The following is an 18,803-nucleotide window of genomic DNA, read 5'->3' on the forward strand; positions in this document are numbered from 1 at the left end:
GCGAAGGGTCCGGGTTGTTGAAGCAACCCGGACCCTTCATGATCATGATCAGCCGGCGGGGCGGTACCAGACGGTGGTGTCGGTGGGGACGGTGTTGTCGGGGGTCAGCGGGGCGCTGGTGTGCAGGGGGGCGGCGCCGGGCGGCAGCGGGGTGGGGGTGGGGCCGAAGTTGGTGAGCACGGCCACCTCGCCGTTGCGGAAGGCCAGCACGTCGTCCGGGCTCTCCAGCCAGAACAGCGCGCCGCCGCCGAGGTCGTGCTCGCGGCGCAGCCGCAGCGCGGTGCGGTACATCTCGTAGGTCGAGCCGGGCACCCCCCGCTGGCGGTCCAGCGCGTACTCCGCCCACGACGACGGCTGCGGCAGCCAGCTCGCGTCGGTCGGGCCGAAGCCGTACGAGGGCGCGTCGGCCTCCCACGGGATCGGCACCCGGCACCCGTCCCGGCCCCGCTCGGCGTGCCCGCTGCGGTGCCAGGCCGGGTCCTGCCGGGCCTCGTCGGGCAACGTGGTGTGCTCCGGCAGCCCCAGCTCCTCGCCCTGGTAGAGGTAGGCGGAGCCGGGCAGGGCCAGCATCAGCAGGGTGGCCGCCCGGGCCCGGCGCAGACCGAGCGCGGCGTCCGGCTGCGGGTCGCCGACGCCGATCCCCTTCGGCCGGGGCCGGCCGACCGGCAGGCCGAGCCGGGAGGCGTGCCGCAGCACGTCGTGGTTGGACAGCACCCAGGTGGTGGGGGCGCCGACCGCGTCGGTGGCGGCCAGCGACCGGGTGATCACCGCGTACTGGGCCGGGGCGGTCCAGGCCGCCTCCAGGTACTCGAAGTTGAACGCCTGGTGCATCTCGTCCGGGCGGACGTACGCCGCCAGCCGCTCGGCCGGCTGCACCCACGCCTCGGCCACCAGGATCCGCTCGCCGGGGTAGCCGTCCAGCACCGCCCGCCAGTCCCGGTAGATCTCGTGTACGCCGTCCTGGTCCCACATCGGCGGGCGGACGCCCTCGGTGCCCTCCCCGGAGAGCATCTCCTGCGGGTAGTGCCAGTCGGCCAGGTCGGCCTGCTTGACCAGGCCGTGCGCCACGTCCACCCGGAAGCCGTCGACCCCCCGGTCCAGCCAGAACCGCAGGATGTCGAGAAACTCGGCGCGTACCTCCGGGTGGTCCCAGTTCAGGTCCGGCTGACCGGTGTCGAACAGGTGCAGGTACCACTGGCCGGGGCGGCCGTCCGGTTCGGTGACCCGGGTCCAGGCCGGCCCGCCGAAGACGCTCTGCCAGGTGTTCGGCGGCTCGGCGCCGTCCGGGCCGCGGCCGTCCCGGAAGATGTAGCGCTGCCGGGCCGGGCCACCCGGCCCGTCGGCCAGGGCCGCCGCGAACCAGGCGTGCGCGGACGAGGTGTGGTTGGGCACCAGGTCGACGATCACCCGCAGGCCGCGCGCCCTCGCCTCGGCGAGCAGCCGGTCGGCGTCGGCGAGCCGGCCGAAGAGCGGGTCGACGTCGCGGTAGTCGGCGACGTCGTAGCCGGCGTCGGCCTGCGGGGACGGGTAGAAGGGCGAGAGCCAGACGGCGTCCACCCCCAGCTCGACCAGGTGATCGAGGCGGGCGGTGATGCCGGGTAGGTCACCCACCCCGTCGCCGTCGGAGTCGGCGAACGAGCGCGGGTAGACCTGGTAGATCACCGCCTCCTCCCACCAGGCCCGCCGGCCCGGCGGGTCGTCGGCGGTACGCGGCTGGCCGGCGGTGGTCTCGTGGCTGTTCAGGGTGTGCTCCCCGGGCAGGTGGGTGGGCATGCGGTCACGTCCCGCCGGCGGGCGCCGACGGTACCCGCCTCATTCTTCCCGAGGCGGGCCGGTTGATTCGCGTACGACGAGCCGGGTGGGCAGGATCACCGGCTCCGGCACCTCGACGGGTGGGGCGTTGCGGCAGAGCGGGTCGAGCAGCATCGTGGCCGCGAGCCGGCCCTGCTCGGCGGCGGGCTGGGCGACCGTGCTCAGGCCGACCACCCCGGACAGGTCGTGGTCGTCGATGCCGATCACGCTGACGTCCCCGGGCACCGACAGCCCGGCCTGCCGCAGGACGGCGATGGCGCCCATCGCCATCTCGTCGCAGGCCGCGAAGATCGCCGTGGGCGGCGCGCCCCGCTCCAGCAGCTCCTCGGTGGCCCGGCCGCCGCCGGCGACGGTGAACTGGGCGTCCACGTCCAGCCTCGGGTCGGGGGTGATGCCGGCGGCGGTAAGCGCGTCCAGGTAGCCGCGCCGGCGGTCCAGGTGGGTGGTGAAGGCGAGTTCGTCGGACGGATCGCCGGAGATGTGCGCGATCCGCCGGTGTCCCAGCGAGAGCAGGTGCTCGGTCGCGGTCCGGGCGGCGTGTACGTCGTCGATCCGGACGCCCGGCCAGCCGGGCACCACGGTGCCGGAGCTGACGGTGACGCCGGGCAGCGCGATCTCGTTGATGGTGCCGAAGTCGGCGGTCTGCATCGGGGTGGCGACGAGCATCACCGCGTCGACCCGCTTGCGCAGGTTCGCCGTGCGCAGCAGCCGCTGCCGGGTCTGCTCCCGGCCGCCGAGGTGGTAGAGGAGCATGTCGTAGCCGGCCTCGTGCAGCACCTCCTCGGCGCCCTCGACGACGGTGCCGAAGAACCAGCGGGTGATCCGGGGGACGATCACCGCGACGGTGCCGGTCTTCCCACCGGCCAGCCGGGAGGCGCTCGGCGACACCGTGTACCGCAGTTCCTCGGCCGCGGCCAGCACCCGCTGCCGGGTCGCCTCCGACACCGTCGGCAGCCCGCGGAGCGCCCGGGAGACGGTGGCGGTGGAGACCCCCGCCAACCGGGCGACGTCGTCGATCCTGGTCACGGCCGACGGATGGGGGTCAACCCTTGACGCTGCCGGCGAGGAGTCCCCGCACGAAGTAGCGCTGCAGGGAGAGGAAGACGATAAGCGGAACGATGATCGAGACGAACGCGCCCGAGGTCAGCCGCTGCCACTCGTTGCCCCGGCTGCCGGCCAGCTCGGCCAGCCGCACCGTCAGCGGCGCGGTCTCGTCGCCACCGCCGGCGAAGATGAGCGCGACCAGCAGGTCGTTCCAGACCCAGAGGAACTGGAAGATCCCGTACGCGGCCAGCGCGGGCGTGATCAGCGGCAGCACGATGGTCCGGAAGATCTTCGGGTGGGTGGCGCCGTCCACCCGGGCCGCCTCCATCAGGTCCTTCGGCAGCTGCGAGACGAAGTTGTGCAGCAGGAAGATGGCCAGCGGCAGCGCGAAGCAGGTGTGCGCGAACCAGACCTGCAGGAAGCGCTGCTCGTCGTCGAGGTTCCAGGCGGGCAGGATGGTGACCCCGAACAGGTGCACGCCGGTGGAGAAGAAGCTCAGCAGCGGCACCAGGGCCATCTGCAGCGGCACGATCTGCAGCGCGAAGATGCCGATGTAGATCCAGTCCCGGCCCCGGAAGTTGATCCAGGCCAGCGCGTACGCGGCCATCGACGCGAAGGCCAGCGGGAAGAGCACCGACGGCAGGGTGATCACGATCGAGTTGACGAAGTAGCTGGCGAGCTGCCCGGTGGACGCGGACCGGCCGAAGAGCACGTCCTGGTAGTTCTGCAGGGTGAACTCGGGGTTGGTGAAGAAGGTCCACCAGCCGGTGGTCTTGATCGCGTCCTCGGGGCGGAACGACGAGATGAACAGCCCGAAGGTGGGCACCGTCCAGACCACCGCGATGACGATCGAGACCAGCGTGGCGATCCGGGTGTTCAACCGCTTGCGGACCCGGCCGACGGCGGTGCGCGGCCGGTCGGGGTCGGTGGCGACGCCGGCGAGCGGGGGAGTGGTGGTTGTCATGTCAGACCTCCCGCTGCTGGCGCAGGTTGCGGATCTGGTAGATCACGATCGGGATCACCAGGACGAAGAGGAAGACCGCGAGGGCGGAGCCCTGGCCGGTCTGCCCGAACCGGAACGCCTGGTTGTACATCTCGTTGGCGATCACACCGGTCTCGAAGTTGCCGTTGGTCATGGTCCGGACGATGTCGAAGATCTTGAGGGTGCCGATCGAGATGGTGACCACCACGACGATCAGCGCCGGCTTGATGCTCGGCAGCGTCACCCGGGAGAACATCTGCCAGGCGTTGACGCCGTCGAGCCGGGCCGCCTCGACGATGTCGGCCGGGATCGCCTTGATCGCGGCCGAGAGCACGACCATCGCGAAGCCGGCCTGGATCCAGATCATGACGACGATCAGCAGCAGGGTGTTCAGCGGCGGGTCGAGCAGCCACTGCCGGGGCTGGCCACCGAAGAACACCCAGATCTGGTTGAGCAGGCCGATCTGGTCGGCGCCTTCCGGGCGGAAGGCGTAGACGAACTTCCAGATGATGCCGGCGCCGACGAAGGAGATCGCCATCGGCATGAAGATCAGCGATTTGGCCACCGCCTCGAACCGGGCCCGGTCCACCATCACCGCGTAGATCAGGCCGATCGAGGTGGCCACCAACGGCACCAGGAAGACCCAGATGAGGGTGTTCGTCAGGACCTGGAAGATCTCGTCCTGGGCGAACATCCAGCCGTAGTTGCGCAGCCCCACCCAGTTGTCGCTGCCGCCGTCCTTGAACGACAGGATGGTGGTCCGGATGGCCGGGACGACCAGCCCGATGCCGAGCAGGAGCAGCGCCGGGAGCAGGAAGAAGGCGCCGAAGAGCCCTTCGGCCCGGCCGGCCTTCATCCGCCGGCGGGGCGCCGGGGTCGCGGCGCCGGTGGCGGCCGCGGTCTCGGCGGCGGCCGCCAGCCGCGCCTCCCGCCGCCGGGCGAACCAGGTCGGTACGGCGTCGAGCAGCAGGAGCAGGCCGCCCACCACGACGACGAAGGCGACCACGCCGTACAGGAGCATGGCCAGCTTCGGGCCCTCGTCCGCGAATTCGAAGCTCATCAGTTCCTCCAGGGGGGTGCAGGCCGCCGACGACGGTCCGGCCCGGGCGACCCGGGCCGGACCGTCGATCGGGTCAGTTCGGCCAGGAGTTCTCGATGAAATCGAGGGTGCTCGCGGTGTCCTTACCGTTGATCCAGTCGATCATGCCCTTCCAGAACGTGCCGGCGCCGACCTCGCCCGGCATCAGGTCCGAGCCGTCGAACCGGAAAACGGTCTCCTGGTCCTGCAGGATCTCGACCGACAGCTTGTCGATCGGGTTGCTGACGTTGTTGATGTCCAGCTTGTTGTTCGCCGACACCCAGTTGCCGAGCTTGCCCCGGCTGTTGGCGTGCTCGCCCGAGGCCAGGTACGTCTGGACGGCCTGGACCTCCGGCCGGTCGGCGAAGGCGACGGTGAACTCGCCGCCACCCAGCACCGGCTTGCCCGCGTTCGGGTCCACCGCCGGGAAGTAGAAGGCGAACACGTCGCCGTCCTCGGCGACGGTGGTGTTCTCCGGCCACTGGTTGGCGTAGAACGACGCCTGCCGGTGCAGGGTGCACTCACCGTCCAGGATCGGCAGGCCGGCCTCCTGGAACGAGGTGGTGGAGATGCTCCGGACCTCGCCGTAACCGCCGTTGACGTACTTCGGGTCCTTCAGGATCGTGCCGGCCAGGTTGACCGCCTCGGCGACCCGCGGGTCGTTGAAGGGGATGCCGTGCGTGGTCCACTGGTCGTACACCTCCGGAGTCTGGGTCCGGAGCATGAAGTCCTCGATCCAGTCGGTGGCCGGCCAGCCGGTGGCGTCACCGGACTCGATCCCGACGCACCACGGCTTCTGGCCCTCGGCGGCGATCTGGTCGCTCAGCGCGATCAGCTGATCCCAGGTCTCCGGGATCTGGTAGCCCTTCTCGGTGAAGGTCTTCGGCGAGTACCACACGAACGACTTCACGTTCGAGCCGAACGGGGCTCCGTAGAACTGGCCACCGACGGTGCTGTACTTCAGCCAGTCGGCCGGGTAGTTCTCCTCGGCCATCGCCTTGGTCTCGGCCGAGGCCGGCTTCAGCGCGCCGGACTCGGCGAACCGGGCCAGCAGACCGGGCTGCGGGATGAACGCGATGTCGGGGGCGTTGCCGCCGTCGACCCGGACCTGCAGTTGGGCCTCGAACTCGCCGCTGCCCTCGTACTCGATGTCGATGCCGGTGCAGTCGACGAACTGCGCCCACGACTCTTCAAGCAGGTCCGCCTCGGTGTCGCGGATCGAGGAGTAAATGGAGACCGACTCACCGTCGTGGCCCTGGTAATCGGCGTAGGGGGCGCACTCCGCGGAGTCCGGATCAGAACTGCTGCTGCTGTCGTCGCTGCTGCAGGCCGCGGCGCTGAGCGCCAGACCGAGTGCGGTCGCGATGACGAGGGCTTGGCGTGGCCTGGGGTGGACCGCCATGCCGTCCTCCTTCCTTGCCGGCGCGCCGAAGCCTGCGGCTCCGTGCCGGCCCCAATGGGACGTCCTCACATGCAAGCGCTTGCACGATCCGTCGTCCATACCTTGGTGGGCACGAGGACGTAACGATTCGGAAACCTGGCGAGGTGGCCGTGACGTGCGCCGATGTCTCCGGCGCCGAGCGGCTGACGGGCTGCCGGATCACCCCGCCGAGCGGCCGGATCAGCTGTTCAGCTGCCAGATGGCGAGGTTGAGCGCCGCCGCGTAGCTGACCCAGGCCCAGTAGGGCAGCAGCAGGGCGGCGGCCAGCCGGGAGATCCGCCAGAACAGCAGCACAGTGACGCCGATCAGCACCCAGAGCGCGACGATGTCCGCGAAGGCGAGGCCGTATCGACCAGCGCCGAAGAAGAGCGGAGTCCAGATCGCGTTGAGCACGAGTTGGGCGGCGTACCAGAAGAGTGCCGGACCGACGCCGACCCGGCGCCAGACCAGCCAGCCGGCGACCGCGATCATCGCGTAGAGAACGGTCCACACCGGACCGAAGAGGGCCGACGGCGGCGCCCAGGACGGCTGGCGCAGCGACCGGTACTCCTCGGCGGTGCCCGCGACGCCGAGCCCGCCGATGGCGGCCACCACGGTCACCGCCACCGCGAATCCGGCGAGCGCCAGCCATTGCCGGGCCCCACTGGTGCGGGCAGCGGTCGTGGTCATCGCCATGCCGTCCTGTTCCCGCTCCTACCGGCGGCAAACCAGGGCCGGCCCGGGCCGGCCCGCAAACAGAAAGGCGCCGGGGTCGTCACGTCAGGACTCCAGTCGGGAGGACGGAGATCCGGACACGACGACCCCGGCGGGCTGAGGGGACGGGGAAAGCGGCTAACTGAAGAGGCTGACGCCGCCCGGGCCCACGAGCAGCCCGACGATGATGAGGACGATGCCCCACAGGATCTGCCGCCGGAAGAGGGCGAGCACCCCGGCGACGACCAGTACAACTGCGAGAATCCAGAGAATCAGGTCCATGGCTAGCGGATACCCGTGGCACCCCCGGCGGAAACCTTGATTCCGCCGGACCGCTCGTGCAGCTGATAGACGCTGTACGCCTGCTTGAGCACCGGATGCGCCACGTTGCGGACCCGGACCCCGCCCGGGGTCACCCCGCGCTCGGTGCCGAAGTGCGCGTGCCCGTGGATCGCCAGGTCGGCGCCGGCCGCGTCGATGGCCTGCCCGAGTAGGTACGACCCGAGGAACGGGTAGATCTCCAGCGGCTCGCCGGCGAGCGTGTCGGGCACCGGCGCGTAGTGCGTCAGCGCAACCCGGAAGTCGCTGTCCAACTCGTTCAGCGCGACCCCGAGCGCGTCGGCGATCCCGGTGGTGGTCTGGATGAACGCCTTCATCTCCGGCTCGCCGAACGCGCTCGCGCACCGGCCGGCGAAACCGCCGCCGAAGCCCTTCACCCCGGCCACCCCGAGCCGCCCGCCGGGCGTCTCCAGCACCACGCCGGCGCCCTCCAGCACCGTGATGCCGGCGTCCTCCAGCACCCGGATCACCTGCGGCACCTCGTCGCAGTGGTAGTCGTGGTTGCCGAGCACGGCCAGCACCGGCACGCCCAGGCCGCCGAACTCGGTGGCCACGCAGCGGGCCTCCGCCTCGGTGCCGTGCCGGGTCAGGTCGCCGGCGAGCAGCAGGACGTCGGCCTGCTCCGGCAGTCGCTCCAGCGCCGGCCGGAACCGCCCCAGTACGTCCTGGTCCAGGTGCACGTCGCCGACGGCCGCGATCCGGATCGTCATGTCGCCCCCCTCATCGCAGGTCCTCCACCTCGGTCGGTGCCTGGGTCCGGACCAGCCCCACGTCCATCTGGATGGGCACGTCCGGGAAGCGGGTCATCACCAGCCGCAGGATCTCCTCCCGCCGCTGGGTGCTCTCCACCTCGCCGCACAGCACCAGGGCATGGCCCCGCAGGTTCGCCGTGATGCCCTGCTCGGCGACCTCCGGGTGCTCGGTCAGCAGCCGCTGCACCTCGGCCTGCAGATACTCGTCCGGCGGCGCGCCGCCGGTTGTCGTCTGGTCGGTCATCAGGCCGCGACCTCCTTCTCCTTGCCGGCACCCGGGCTGGGCACCACGTCGAGCCGGTCCAGCAGGACGAGGAACGCTTCCGCGTACGGGGAGTGCGCGGTCTCCTTGCGTACCCGGTCCCAGTCGATCTGCTCCCGCAGCGAGCGGGCCAGCGGCAGCCCGCGGGCGAAGTCGCAGTAGTGCTGGGAGAAGGAGAGCAGCTTGTGCACCATCAGCTGGCTGGCCGAGAGCACCGGCATGTGAATGGCGTCGACCGGGCGGATGACGGTGTCCTGGAAGGTCTCGTCGGTGACCGGGGTCTCGATCGGACGGTGGATCAGGTCGACCAGCCGACCGTCCTCATAGACCTTGACCAGCCAGTCCTCCGGCGGCCGTTCGGCGACGAAGCCGACCGCGACGAGGGCTTCCAGGGCGCGCTCGGCATCCTCCTCGCGGATCAGGAAATCCACGTCGTGGTCGCTGGAGTGCCCGCCGTGGGCGTACACCGCGAAACTGCCACCGAGGGCGAAGGGGATTTCGGACTGTTTGAGGACGGCCGCGACCCGCTTGAGGGTGCCAAGCAGGCTCTCGTCCTCGCGGTTAGCCATTCTGCGGACTCCCGATGATTGTCGAGGCGGACATCTGGGTCGGTTGTGGTCGAGAACCGCCACGACGGCTGCGGCGGATATCCAGCACCGGTACCCGGCCGCCCGCGCGTTCACACCTGGCGCCGGTCCGGGTGGTGCGGGGGCGCGCTACCGTTGCCAGGCGTGGTCCCCTCCCAGCAGTACCGCCGTGGCGCTCCGACCGGCGGGTGGCCGCGCAGGATCGCCCTGGTGGGCATCGACGGCTCGGGCAAGACGACCCAGGCGCACCGGTTGGCCGCGGCGCTGACCAGGGCTGGAGTGCCGGCCACCTACTGGCAGAACGCCGGCGGCCGGCGCTGGCTGGGGCGGTTGGCGCGCCGGCTCGGGCGGCCCGACGGCCGCCGGCTGCTGACCCGGCCGGGACTGCTGCTGACCGAGTCTGTCCTGCGCTGGCTGGCCATCGCCCGGGCCCTGGTCCGGTCGGCGCCGCGCCGCCGGGTGGCGGTGATGGACCGGTACGCCGTCTGCCAGTACGCCAGCATCCGGGTGCAGGGCGGCGGGTGGTCCGAGCGGCTGGCGCGGCTGGCGTACCGGGTCTTTCCCCGCCCCGACGTGACGTTCCTGTTGGCGGTCAGCCCGGCGGAGGCGTACCGGCGGATCGAGCTGCGGGGTACCGACCACGAGAGCATCGACTACCTGTCCGCCGCCGACCGGGCGTACCGGTCGTTACCGGAGGCCGCGGAGTTCGTCCTGATCGACGCGGACCGGCCGCCGGACGAGGTGAGCCGCCAGATCTTGGCCTGGCTCTCCCAACGGTCCACTCCCCAGCCACCCGAACCCCACCCGCAGCCCGCTCCGGCGCCCGACCGGGCGCCCACTGCGGCGCCCGCTCCGGTGCCTGACCCGCGGCCCGCTGCGGAGCCCGGCCCGCGGCTCTCCCTGGAGTCCGGCCTGGACCGGCCGGTCACCCGGGACCGGCCCGGGGAGCCGGTTCAGGCCCGGCCGTAGACCGGCACCACCGCACCGGAGGTGGGCGCCGACTCGTCGCCGGCCAGGAACCGGATGACCGGCGCGATCTCGGCCGGCTTCACCCAGCGGGCCGGGTCCGCGCCCGGCTGTCCGGCCCGGTTCGCCGGGGTGTCGATGACGCTCGGCACGACGGTGTTGCACCGCACCCCGGACGAGCGGTACTCCACGGCGACCGCGGCGGCGAACGCCAGCACGGCGGCCTTCGCCGTCACGTACCCGGCGGCGCCCGGAAACGGCGCCAGCGCGGCCCGGGAGGCGACGCAGACCACCGCGCCACCGCCGGCCTCGATCAGGTACGGCAGCGCGGCACTGGTGACCAGGTAGGTGGGGCGCAGGTTGAGGCTGATCATCCGCTCGAACTCCGCGACCGGGGTCTCGTGGACCAGCCCGCCCGAGGCGTACCCGCCGACCAGGTTGACCACGGCCCGCAACGGCGCCCCGACCTCGCCCGCCGCGGTGCGCACCGCCTCGGTCGTCTGGTCTGAGTCGGTGAGGTCCGCGACCACCCGGACCACGCCGCCGGCCGCCGGCCCCGCGTCCGGCGAGCCGTCCCGAACGGGTACGACCACCCGCCAGCCCGCCTCGACGAACGCGGCCGTCACGGCGCCGCCCAGTCCGCCGGCCCCGCCGGTCACCAGCACGCTGCGATCAACCATGGGGACACGGTAACCCCGCCACCTCCGCGCCCGGGCGGACCACGGCGCTTCCGCGTCCGGGTGGACCATGGCGCTTGCGCGTCCGGGTGGACCATGGCGCTTGCGCGTCCGGGTGGACCATGGCGCTTGCGCGCCCGGGTGGACCATGGCGCTTCCGCGCCGGGGCGGACCGGTGGGGCTTCGCCCAGGGCAGAATTGTTGTGCTCGCCGCGAACCGGCCTGCGCCGGGGCGGCGGGTCGGTGGATAGTGCCGGCATGCGGATTCTGGTTCTCGGCGGCACCGTCTTTCTCGGCCGGGCGGTCGCCCGGCTCGCCCGGGCCGCCGGCCACGACGTCACCTGCGCGGCGCGCGGCGTCTCCGGCCGGCCGGTCGACGGGGTGCGCCTGGTGGTGGTCGATCGGGACGACCCGGCCGGACTGTCCAGCCTGGACGGCGAGCGGTTCGACGCGGTGGTCGACGTGACCCGGCGGCCCAGCCACGCCCGGCACGCGGTCGACGCGCTGGCCGACCGGGTCGGGCACTGGACGTACGTCTCCACCATCTCGGTCTACGCGGACCAGGCCACCCCGGGCGGCACCCCGGCCAGCACACCGCTGCTGGCGCCCGCGCCGCCCGAGGTGGACGATCCGAGCGGACCGAACGGCCACTGGTACGGGGCCTGCAAGGTCGCCTGCGAACTGGCCGTGCGGGACCGGATCGCGGCGGACCGGCTCTTCATCTGCCGGGCCGGTCTGCTCATCGGGCCCGAGGATCCCAGCGACCGGTTCCCGTACTGGGTGGCCCGGCTGGCCGCTGGCGGCGAGGTGCTGGCCCCCGGCGCCCCCGACGAGCCGGTCCAACTCGTCCACGTGGCCGACCTGGCCGGCTGGTTGCTGCACGCCGCCGGCACCGGGCTGGCCGGCTGCTTCGACGGGATCGGACCGGTGACGACCCGGGCCGAGGTGCTGGCCGCGATCGCGGCCGGGGTCGGTCAGCCGCAGCCCCGGCTCACCTGGGTGGACGGGGATTTCCTGCGCGAGCACGACGTGCGGCCCTGGTCGGGGGAGCGCGCCCTGCCGCTCTGGCTCGAACCCGGATACGAGGGCATGCTGGCCCGGGACGTCGGCGCGGCGCTCGCCGCCGGCCTGACCCCCCGGCCGGTCGCCGAGGCGGCGGCCGACACCCGGCGCTGGATGCTTGCCGAGCCGGCCGCCGTCGCCCGAGGTGGGCTGGACCGGGCCTCCGAGGCGCGGGTGCTGCGGGACTGGCACCACCGCGGGCGTTGACGCATCGGCCGCGATGAAAGTAGGTTCCGGCCGTGCCGAGGGCAGCGAAGGTTCCCGCGGGCGCGCCGCCGGCCGGCCTGATCGCGTACCTGGGCGGGCTGCTGCCGTCGCTGCCGCCCGCGCAGCGGCGGGTCGCCCGGCTGGTGGTGACCGATCCGGCGGCCGCCGCCGGGCGGACCATCACCGACCTGGCCACCGCGGCCGAGACCTCGGAGGCCACCGTGGTCCGGTTCTGCCGGTCGGTCGGCCTGCCCGGCTATCCGGAGCTGCGCATCCGGCTCGCCGCCGAGGCCGCTCGCCGGATGCCTCGGCGCGATCCCGCCGCCGCCGTCGACGGCGAGTTGCCACCGGGCGCCGATCTGGCCCGGATCATCGCCACCATCGCGTACGGCGAGGCGCGGTCGGTGGAGGAGACCGCCGAGCAGCTGGACCCGGTGGTCTGCGATCAGGTGGTGACCGCCATCACCGGCGCCGGCCGGATCGGGATCCACGGCGTCGGGGCGAGCGGGCTGGTCGCCGCCGAACTCCAGCGGAAGCTGCACCGGATCGGGTACGCCGCGTTCCACTTCCCCGACCCGGACACCGCGCTCGTCTCGGCCGCCCTGCTCGGCCAGGGCGATGTCGCGGTGGGGATCTCGCAGAGCGGCAACACCGCGTCGGTGATCGAGGCGTTGACGCGGGCCCGATCGCGGGGCGCCGGCACGGTCGCCCTGACCAACCATCCGCGGTCACCGATCGCCACGGTGGCCGATCTGCTGCTGACCACCGTCACCCGGGAGACCACCTACCGAACCGGCGGGACGGCCAGCCGGCTCGCTCAACTGATGGTCGTCGACTGCCTCTTCGCCGGGGTCGCGGCCCGCGATCCGGTCCGCGCCCGGCGCGCCCTGCCGGCCACCGCGCGGCCCGCGACGGATTGACGCCCGGGCGGTGGGGTACTCCTTACGGCGGTGAACCGTCGGCACTGCCCGTGCGTACTGCTGGGGTGACGAGGATCGCAGCGGAGGTGGTGACGCGGATCGCTGTGTGTCGCTGGGTTCCGTGGTGTGATGTGGTGGCGATGAGTCCGCCGCGAGGTTCTCGCCGGCCACGGATTGTCCGGACGAATCGCCCGACCAGCGGGCCTGACAGCAAACTTCGATCGGGCTTTCAGCGAATACTCAGGCATTCGTGACACTTTCGACTCACGACGCGGAATCCCGAACGCGTCCCATCTGTTGTGTAGGTGTCAGCACCACAGGGCACAGCGGAAGTTACGGGGGAGGGCTGATGAACGTGGGGATGGCAAGGAACCGGGCGACCGGAGCGAACGAGGGGACAGTGGGCAAGGTGGAGAAGAAGATCGTGATGCGGACCGACGAGGTCGCCGAGGAGCGCGACCTGGTTGGCGTGTACCTGCACGAGATCTCCCGTACGCCGCTGCTCGACGCGGCCGCGGAGGTCGACCTCTCCAAGTCGATCGAGGCAGGTCTCTACGCCGAGCACCTGCTGGAGACCGAGCGCCTCCCCAACGGTGTGGGTCGCGAGGAGCTGGAGCGGCTCGTCGTCGAGGGCGAGCGGGCCAAGGACCTGTTCATCCGCGCCAATCTGCGGCTGGTGGTCTCGATCGCGCGCCGCTACGTCCGGTCCGGGATGCCGATGCTGGACCTGATCCAGGAGGGCAACACCGGTCTGGTGCGGGCCGTCGAGAAGTTCGACTACGAACGCGGCTACAAGTTCTCCACGTACGCCACCTGGTGGATCCGGCAGGCGATCAGCCGGGCGATCGCCCAGCAGGAGCGGACCGTGCGGCTGCCGGTGCACCTGGTCGAGGACGTGAACCGGATGCGCAACGTGGCCCGCCAGTTGACCCGCGAACTGGGCATGGACCCCGAGCCCGAGCAGATCGCGGCCTCCCTGGGGGTGACCGTCGAGCGGGTGCACGAGCTGGTGCGCTGGTCGCAGGACACCGTGTCGCTGGACACCCCGGTCGGCGACGACGGCGACACCAACCTCGGCGACCTGGTCGCCGACAGCGACGCGCCCTCGCCGGAGGAGATCGTGCTGACCGCCCTGGAGCGGCAGCGAATCGAGGGCCTGCTCAACCATCTGGACGACCGGTCCGCCGGCATCATGCGGGCCCGCTACGGACTGGAGGACGGTCGGGAGCACTCGCTCACCGAGGTCGCCTCCCGGTTCTCGCTCTCCCGGGAGCGGATCCGTCAGCTGGAGATCCAGGCGCTCGGCCGGCTGCGCGAGCTGGCCCGGGCCGAGGGCCTGCAGGCCGCCTGACCTGGTAGAAACAACGGCGTACGGCCGGCATCCGATAGGGGGATGCCGGCCGTACGCCGTTCGCGGTGGCTGGGTCAGTCGTCGAACCTGGCCAGTACGTCGCCGAGCCGCTGGTCGGGCTGGCTCTCGCAGAGCTGGTCCACCGCCGACATCACCAGCGGGTGGTCGGTCCCCGACACCCCCTTGGCGAGCCCGATCTGGCGGATCGCGGCCACCCGGTCCTCGGCCGGCGCCCGGCGGTACTGGGCGCAGGTCGAGTCAGACGTCAGGCCGCCGGCGTCGTTCAGGTCGTCGAGCATGGCGCGGCCGACCAGGCAACCCACCAGCACGACGCACACCGCGATCCCGACGCCGATCAGGATGCCCCGCCGGCCGGGCCGCCGACCCGCGACGACCGCTGCGCTCGCCACGGAAGGTCGGCCGTCCGGCGCCGGCGGCCCGTCGGTCTGGGTCGATCCGTCGGTCCGGGCGGTGTCCCCGGGGTTGGCGGTGTCCTTCGCGGGGGCGGCGGGAAGCGCGGCCAGGGCGGCGGTCAGCTTGGCCGCGTACCCGGGATCCTCGGTGGCGGCGGTGGCCAGCAGGCGGCGGGCGAGTGAGTTGTTGTGGGGTTCGCGGGCCAACTCGGCGAGCGTCTGCTGCTCGCCCAGCGCCCGCAGCCGCTCGGCGACCTGGTGGTAGAGGTCGGCCGTGGCCGGCTCGGTGGGCTCCCCGGCGGCGAGGGCGGGCAGGTGGGGGGCGAGCCGTTCGAGTACGGCGGCGGCCAGCCGGTCGGGCTCCGACCGGCTGGCCGCCGAGGGTGTCGTCACGGTCGGGTCAGCGGACCCGGCCGTAGCCGTACGGAGTCATGATGTCGACGCTCACCAGCTTGACGCTGTCACCCGCGCTCGGCGCGTGGATGATCTTGCCGTCGCCGACGAAGAGACCGACGTGCCCAAGGCCGCTGTAGAAGACCAGGTCACCGGGTTTGAGCGCGCTGCGGCTGATCCGGGCGGTCGCGTCCCACTGCATCGCCGCGTTGTGGGGCAGCGACTTGCCGCCGGCTTTCCAGGCGGCCAGGGTAAGGCCGGAGCAGTCGTAGCCGTTCGGGCCTTCGCCGGCCCAGACGTACGGCTTGCCGATCGCGCCGTAGGCGTACCGCACGGCGGCGCCGGCCTGCCCGGAGACGGCCGGGACCTTACCCGTGTAGGAGCTGCCGGCGGTGGTCGGCGACCCGTACGCCTCCCGGCGCAGGTCGTAGAGCTTCGCCAGGTCTGCCTCGATCTTCTTCTTGCCGTTGGCGAGCTCCTTGGCCTGCGCGGTCTGCTTCGCCAGCGTGCTGTCCAGCACGGCCTTCTGCTCGGCGAGTTCGCGCTGGGCCTCGTCGAAGCCGGAGATCTGCCGTTCCCGATCGCGGATCAGGTGGTCGACGGTGCCGAGCCGGGCGACCAGGCTGTCGGCGCCGCCGGGGTGCAGCAGCGCGTCAGCGGCACTCAGGCCGCCGGTCTTGTACGCCTCGGCGGCCAGCACGCCGATCTCGGCCCGGCGCTGCTCGAGCTGTTCCTCCAGCGGGCCCAGCTTGACGCTGAGGTCGGCAACCGCCGCCTTGGTGTCCTTGATCTCCTCGTTGAGCCGGTTGTACGACTCGACGACCTTCTCCAGCTCGGTCGAGGACTTGGTGATTCGCTCGGTGAGTTCGCTCTCCGACGGTTGGGCCGAAGCCGCGGCGGCCGGGGCGACGAGGGCGGCCGTGAGGCCGCCCACCACGAGGGCGCGGAGTAGTTTGCGGGCGGACGACAACGTCTGGTGCCTTCTTTCGCTGCCCACCGAACCGGCGCGGAGCGACCGGTGGTTCGGTGACACCGGCCGGCGCCACCCAGGGGGATGACTGACGACCGGACCAGCCGCACCAACCTAGCCCGGTGGCGCGGTCCCCGACAGCGCAGTAGGGGCGTTCCGAGTTATTGGCGGAATATATGAGCAATGTCTAGATGACCCAATGTGAATCACCGGGGACCGGTGGGTCATCATGGCCGTTGATCGCGCTGCTCGTCGGGTGGCCGAGGTGGCTGGCGTCCCATTAGTCGCTCTTCGCAATCTATGCCCCGCGAAATAGCGCCACAAATAAGTATCAGAGTGGACATAACGGCGGGTCAGCTCGGGTTGCCGCCTGGAAATCTGCCAGGTGGCTGTCTGCGGCCCTTCGAATTTCTGGCGAGGGCTTCGCACAATGATTCATAGGATCGCCCTCGAAGCCGGTAGGGGGAGGCGATCGGCACCTGGTGGCAGCCAGGTGCCGATCGGAAGGAACCATCCACACCAGCCCGCCTCAGGAGCCGTTGGAGGCATTCATGGATCCTACTCGCACCTCAACGCACCTACCAGGTATACCGTCGGTGACGCCAGAAGGTGCATACCGGCCGGCACCGATCGAGCTCTACCGGGGACCGGGTGTCCACGTCACAAGCGAGATGTTCACGGTCGCGGGCCGCCGCTTCCCGGTCAGTGAGCTCACCGACCTGCAGACCGCCCGTGGCCCGCACGACCGACTCACCGTCCGCGCGGTGATCGTCACGGCGACCGGGCTGGCCGTCATCGGTGCCGCCCTCGGCTACGCCGGCGGGTTGTACCGGCTGTCGGCCCAGGCGTACCTGATGCTCGGGGTCGCCGCCTTCGTGCCGCTGCTGCTGGCCGTGATCGGCAACCGGCTCCGGCCGCCCGCGTACGAACTGTGGGGTCGCTACGACGGCACGGCCCAGCTGCTGTTCAGCTCGGATCACGAGCGCCAGTTCGGGCAGGTCACCCGAGCCCTGCTGCGGGCCCGGGAGGCCGGCCGGCTGGGTCAGTTCGGCGATCCGTTGGCCTCCGCGGGCTGGGATCGGGGAGAACCGAGCTGACCGGTCAGTCGAGCCCGGCGGAGATCGAGGCGATCCTGGCCAGCGACTCCGCCGGGCTCAGGGCCGCCTGCTGGAGCGCCGCGAACGTCCTGAGGTGGGCGGTCACCGCCTCCGGGTGATCGAGCACGTCCTCCACCCCGGTGCTCTCCAGATAGACCACGTCGGAGTCGCCGGACTCGGCGAACCGGACGATGACGAACTGCCCCAGCGGGGTGTACGTGGTCGAGGTGAACGGCAGCACCTGAATTGTGGTCCGACCGGCCTCGGCCAACGTGACCAAATGGCGCAACTGTTCCCTGATCACCTCGCGACCACCGGTCTGCCGGTGCAGCGTGGCCTCGTCCAGAACCACCTCGATGACCGGCGGATCGGCGCGGGCGAAAACCTCCCGTTGGCGACGCATCCGCAGTTCCACGGAGGCTCGCGCCTCCGCCTCGTCATCGAAATCCGGGAAGGCGGTCCGCACCACCGATTGGGCGTATGCCTCGGTCTGCAGCAGGCCGGGCATGCCGACCGACTGGTAGAAGTAGAGTGCCGATGCCTCGGCCTCGAGCCCGATGTACGAGTAGTAGGCGGCGGGCAGGCTGTCGCGATATTGGGACCACCAGGTCCGCTGCCGGGACACCCGCGCCAACTGCACCAATTCCGCGACCTCGCCCGGGTCACTCACCTGATAGTGACTCAGTAGTGCCTTCACGTCATTCGTCGAAATGGAGACGTAGCCGGACTCGATCCGGATCAGCTTGGACAGCGACCAGTCCATCGCCTGGGCGACCTGTTCCTGGGTCAGCCCGGCCGCCTCCCGGGCCCGGCGGATGGCCCAGCGCAGCTTGCGGCGCCCCACGGTCGGGCCGTACGCGGTGGACATCGGTAGACCCTCTCGGGGTGCGGGCCAGGCCGGAGCGGAGCCCGGGCCGGGAGATCGGGGTGGGGCCACCTGGCAACCCGCTACCTACCAGACTGCCAGGCTTCCGTGCAGGCTACCCCCGTGTCGGGAACGACACCAGGCGTGGTCGCCATTCGGGCTATCCGGTTCGGGTCCGGCCGGGTAATGTCTGGTCGTCCCGGCGCCCGGCGCCGAAGTCAATACGACGCCGACCGCAGGGTAATGGTGTCAGGGGAGGGTGCATGTCGCCGACGGATTCCACCGCGATCACCTGGCGCAGGAGCGGTCGCTGCGAATCGCAGCACTGCGTCGAGGTGGCCCGGGTCGACGACGACGTCGCCATTCGGGACTCGACCGACCCCGCTCATCACCTTCGCTTCGACCGGGCGGGATGGCGGGCCTTTGTCGCTACTCTCCGCGCCGACCTGCCCGAGGTTCGGTAACCGATAGCAGATCGGTGTGCGAATGGCCGCGGACAATCACCGAATTGTCCGCGGCCCAGGTAATCCGTAATGCTGACCGGCGCGGCGAAGGTCAGCCGGCCACCGGCGCCGGTTCGGCCTGCTCCGCGCGTACCTGACGGACGACGACCCGCTCGGCCCAGAACGAGACGAACGGGACCGTCCCGGCCAACATCACCAGCAGCATCCGCCGGATCGGCCAGTTGGCCCGCCGGCCGAGGTCGAAGCTGGCCAACAGGTAGAGCATGTAGAGGAAGCCGTGCCCCGGGCCGATGGTCTCCACCACGATCGGGTCGTGCCAGAGGTACTTGAGCGGCATGCCGACCACCATCAGCAGGATGAGCACCACGCCCACCACGTAGGCGATCACGCGGTAGCGGGTCAGGGCTGCGCCCACGTCGTCGGGTCCC

21 protein-coding genes are annotated in these 18,803 nt (G+C 71.4%); 6 read left to right on the forward strand and 15 right to left on the reverse strand.

Annotated elements, in window-relative coordinates:
* Positions 1 to 48: 48 nt before the first annotated feature.
* The 10 genes from O7627_RS06290 to O7627_RS06335 form a co-directional block, all read right to left on the reverse strand.
* Positions 49 to 1,773 (reverse strand): glycoside hydrolase family 13 protein, encoded by a 1,725-nt coding sequence (locus O7627_RS06290; protein ID WP_278092554.1) that lies wholly within the window; start codon positions 1,771 to 1,773, stop codon positions 49 to 51.
* Between the two features lie 39 nt (positions 1,774 to 1,812).
* The gene (locus O7627_RS06295) at positions 1,813 to 2,838 is read right to left on the reverse strand and encodes a LacI family DNA-binding transcriptional regulator (protein WP_278092555.1); all 1,026 of its coding nucleotides are present in this window, start codon (positions 2,836 to 2,838) and stop codon (positions 1,813 to 1,815) included.
* Positions 2,839 to 2,854: 16 nt separating this feature from the next.
* Positions 2,855 to 3,820: a carbohydrate ABC transporter permease gene (locus O7627_RS06300; RefSeq protein WP_278092556.1), complete on the reverse strand. Its 966-nt coding sequence runs from the start codon at positions 3,818 to 3,820 to the stop codon at positions 2,855 to 2,857.
* Between the two features lies 1 nt (position 3,821).
* Entirely contained in the window at positions 3,822 to 4,898 is a 1,077-nt protein-coding gene (locus tag O7627_RS06305; protein WP_278092557.1) for a sugar ABC transporter permease, read from the reverse strand.
* 73 nt (positions 4,899 to 4,971) lie between these two features.
* On the reverse strand, positions 4,972 to 6,318 hold the full coding sequence (locus O7627_RS06310) for an ABC transporter substrate-binding protein (protein WP_278092558.1): 1,347 nt from the start codon (positions 6,316 to 6,318) through the stop codon (positions 4,972 to 4,974).
* Between the two features lie 219 nt (positions 6,319 to 6,537).
* Positions 6,538 to 7,032, reverse strand: a complete 495-nt coding sequence (locus O7627_RS06315; protein ID WP_278092559.1) for a TspO/MBR family protein — start codon at positions 7,030 to 7,032, stop codon at positions 6,538 to 6,540.
* 156 nt (positions 7,033 to 7,188) lie between these two features.
* Positions 7,189 to 7,332 carry a GPGG-motif small membrane protein gene (locus O7627_RS06320; protein WP_278092560.1) on the reverse strand — a complete coding sequence of 48 codons (144 nt, stop codon included), beginning with the start codon at positions 7,330 to 7,332 and terminating at the stop codon, positions 7,189 to 7,191.
* Between the two features lie 2 nt (positions 7,333 to 7,334).
* Complete coding sequence (locus O7627_RS06325) at positions 7,335 to 8,099, reverse strand: metallophosphoesterase (RefSeq protein ID WP_278092561.1); 765 nt, start codon at positions 8,097 to 8,099, stop codon at positions 7,335 to 7,337.
* A gap of 10 nt (positions 8,100 to 8,109) precedes the next feature.
* Complete coding sequence (locus tag O7627_RS06330) at positions 8,110 to 8,385, reverse strand: hypothetical protein (RefSeq protein WP_278092562.1); 276 nt, start codon at positions 8,383 to 8,385, stop codon at positions 8,110 to 8,112.
* Entirely contained in the window at positions 8,385 to 9,086 is a 702-nt protein-coding gene (locus tag O7627_RS06335; protein ID WP_347404641.1) for a nucleotidyltransferase family protein, read from the reverse strand. Before O7627_RS06335 ends, O7627_RS06330 begins: the two co-directional genes overlap by 1 nt.
* Before the next feature lie 48 nt (positions 9,087 to 9,134).
* Here O7627_RS06335 and O7627_RS06340 point away from each other — a divergent pair, with 48 nt between their 5' ends.
* The gene (locus O7627_RS06340; protein ID WP_278092564.1) at positions 9,135 to 9,959 is read left to right on the forward strand and encodes a dTMP kinase; all 825 of its coding nucleotides are present in this window, start codon (positions 9,135 to 9,137) and stop codon (positions 9,957 to 9,959) included.
* Here the strand turns inward: O7627_RS06340 and O7627_RS06345 are convergent.
* A complete protein-coding gene (locus tag O7627_RS06345) occupies positions 9,944 to 10,636 on the reverse strand; it encodes an SDR family NAD(P)-dependent oxidoreductase (RefSeq protein WP_278092565.1) in 693 nt (230 codons plus the stop codon). The genes O7627_RS06340 and O7627_RS06345 overlap by 16 nt on opposite strands.
* A 255-nt stretch (positions 10,637 to 10,891) precedes the next feature.
* On the opposite strand from O7627_RS06345, the gene O7627_RS06350 reads away from it, so the two are divergent.
* From O7627_RS06350 to O7627_RS06360, 3 genes are all read left to right on the forward strand, one after another.
* Positions 10,892 to 11,902 (forward strand): NAD-dependent epimerase/dehydratase family protein, encoded by a 1,011-nt coding sequence (locus O7627_RS06350; protein WP_278092566.1) that lies wholly within the window; start codon positions 10,892 to 10,894, stop codon positions 11,900 to 11,902.
* A 32-nt stretch (positions 11,903 to 11,934) separates the two neighbouring features.
* Positions 11,935 to 12,822, forward strand: a complete 888-nt coding sequence (locus tag O7627_RS06355; RefSeq protein ID WP_278092567.1) for a MurR/RpiR family transcriptional regulator — start codon at positions 11,935 to 11,937, stop codon at positions 12,820 to 12,822.
* A gap of 361 nt (positions 12,823 to 13,183) precedes the next feature.
* Positions 13,184 to 14,173 (forward strand): sigma-70 family RNA polymerase sigma factor, encoded by a 990-nt coding sequence (locus O7627_RS06360; protein ID WP_278098179.1) that lies wholly within the window; start codon positions 13,184 to 13,186, stop codon positions 14,171 to 14,173.
* A gap of 74 nt (positions 14,174 to 14,247) precedes the next feature.
* Here the strand turns inward: O7627_RS06360 and O7627_RS06365 are convergent, their stop codons facing one another.
* Both O7627_RS06365 and O7627_RS06370 read right to left on the reverse strand, forming a co-directional pair.
* Positions 14,248 to 14,979 (reverse strand): hypothetical protein, encoded by a 732-nt coding sequence (locus O7627_RS06365; protein ID WP_278092568.1) that lies wholly within the window; start codon positions 14,977 to 14,979, stop codon positions 14,248 to 14,250.
* Between the two features lie 7 nt (positions 14,980 to 14,986).
* Entirely contained in the window at positions 14,987 to 15,949 is a 963-nt protein-coding gene (locus O7627_RS06370; RefSeq protein WP_278098180.1) for an NlpC/P60 family protein, read from the reverse strand.
* 596 nt (positions 15,950 to 16,545) lie between these two features.
* Here O7627_RS06370 and O7627_RS06375 point away from each other — a divergent pair.
* Entirely contained in the window at positions 16,546 to 17,046 is a 501-nt protein-coding gene (locus O7627_RS06375; protein WP_278092569.1) for a DUF6232 family protein, read from the forward strand.
* A gap of 4 nt (positions 17,047 to 17,050) precedes the next feature.
* On the opposite strand, the gene O7627_RS06380 is transcribed toward O7627_RS06375, so the two are convergent.
* Positions 17,051 to 17,914, reverse strand: a complete 864-nt coding sequence (locus tag O7627_RS06380) for a helix-turn-helix transcriptional regulator (protein WP_278092570.1) — start codon at positions 17,912 to 17,914, stop codon at positions 17,051 to 17,053.
* Positions 17,915 to 18,174: 260 nt separating this feature from the next.
* On the opposite strand from O7627_RS06380, the gene O7627_RS06385 reads away from it, so the two are divergent.
* On the forward strand, positions 18,175 to 18,375 hold the full coding sequence (locus O7627_RS06385) for a DUF397 domain-containing protein (RefSeq protein ID WP_278092571.1): 201 nt from the start codon (positions 18,175 to 18,177) through the stop codon (positions 18,373 to 18,375).
* Positions 18,376 to 18,466: 91 nt separating this feature from the next.
* Here O7627_RS06385 and O7627_RS06390 read toward each other — a convergent pair whose 3' ends face one another.
* On the reverse strand, positions 18,467 to 18,790 hold the full coding sequence (locus tag O7627_RS06390; RefSeq protein WP_278098181.1) for a DUF3817 domain-containing protein: 324 nt from the start codon (positions 18,788 to 18,790) through the stop codon (positions 18,467 to 18,469).
* Positions 18,791 to 18,803 lie beyond the last annotated feature (13 nt).

The organism is Solwaraspora sp. WMMD1047, assembly GCF_029626155.1.
Lineage (GTDB): Bacteria > Actinomycetota > Actinomycetes > Mycobacteriales > Micromonosporaceae > WMMD1047.

Coding starts and splice junctions, on each gene's coding strand:
- O7627_RS06290 (WP_278092554.1), bottom strand. CDS start 1,773: ATGCCCACCCACCTGCCCGGGGAGCACACCCTGAACAGCCACGAGACC.
- O7627_RS06300 (WP_278092556.1), bottom strand. CDS start 3,820: ATGACAACCACCACTCCCCCGCTCGCCGGCGTCGCCACCGACCCCGAC.
- O7627_RS06305 (WP_278092557.1), bottom strand. CDS start 4,898: ATGAGCTTCGAATTCGCGGACGAGGGCCCGAAGCTGGCCATGCTCCTG.
- O7627_RS06310 (WP_278092558.1), bottom strand. CDS start 6,318: ATGGCGGTCCACCCCAGGCCACGCCAAGCCCTCGTCATCGCGACCGCA.
- O7627_RS06315 (WP_278092559.1), bottom strand. CDS start 7,032: ATGGCGATGACCACGACCGCTGCCCGCACCAGTGGGGCCCGGCAATGG.
- O7627_RS06320 (WP_278092560.1), bottom strand. CDS start 7,332: ATGGACCTGATTCTCTGGATTCTCGCAGTTGTACTGGTCGTCGCCGGG.
- O7627_RS06325 (WP_278092561.1), bottom strand. CDS start 8,099: ATGACGATCCGGATCGCGGCCGTCGGCGACGTGCACCTGGACCAGGAC.
- O7627_RS06330 (WP_278092562.1), bottom strand. CDS start 8,385: ATGACCGACCAGACGACAACCGGCGGCGCGCCGCCGGACGAGTATCTG.
- O7627_RS06345 (WP_278092565.1), bottom strand. CDS start 10,636: ATGGTTGATCGCAGCGTGCTGGTGACCGGCGGGGCCGGCGGACTGGGC.
- O7627_RS06350 (WP_278092566.1), top strand. CDS start 10,892: ATGCGGATTCTGGTTCTCGGCGGCACCGTCTTTCTCGGCCGGGCGGTC.
- O7627_RS06360 (WP_278098179.1), top strand. CDS start 13,184: ATGGCAAGGAACCGGGCGACCGGAGCGAACGAGGGGACAGTGGGCAAG.
- O7627_RS06380 (WP_278092570.1), bottom strand. CDS start 17,914: ATGTCCACCGCGTACGGCCCGACCGTGGGGCGCCGCAAGCTGCGCTGG.
- O7627_RS06385 (WP_278092571.1), top strand. CDS start 18,175: ATGTCGCCGACGGATTCCACCGCGATCACCTGGCGCAGGAGCGGTCGC.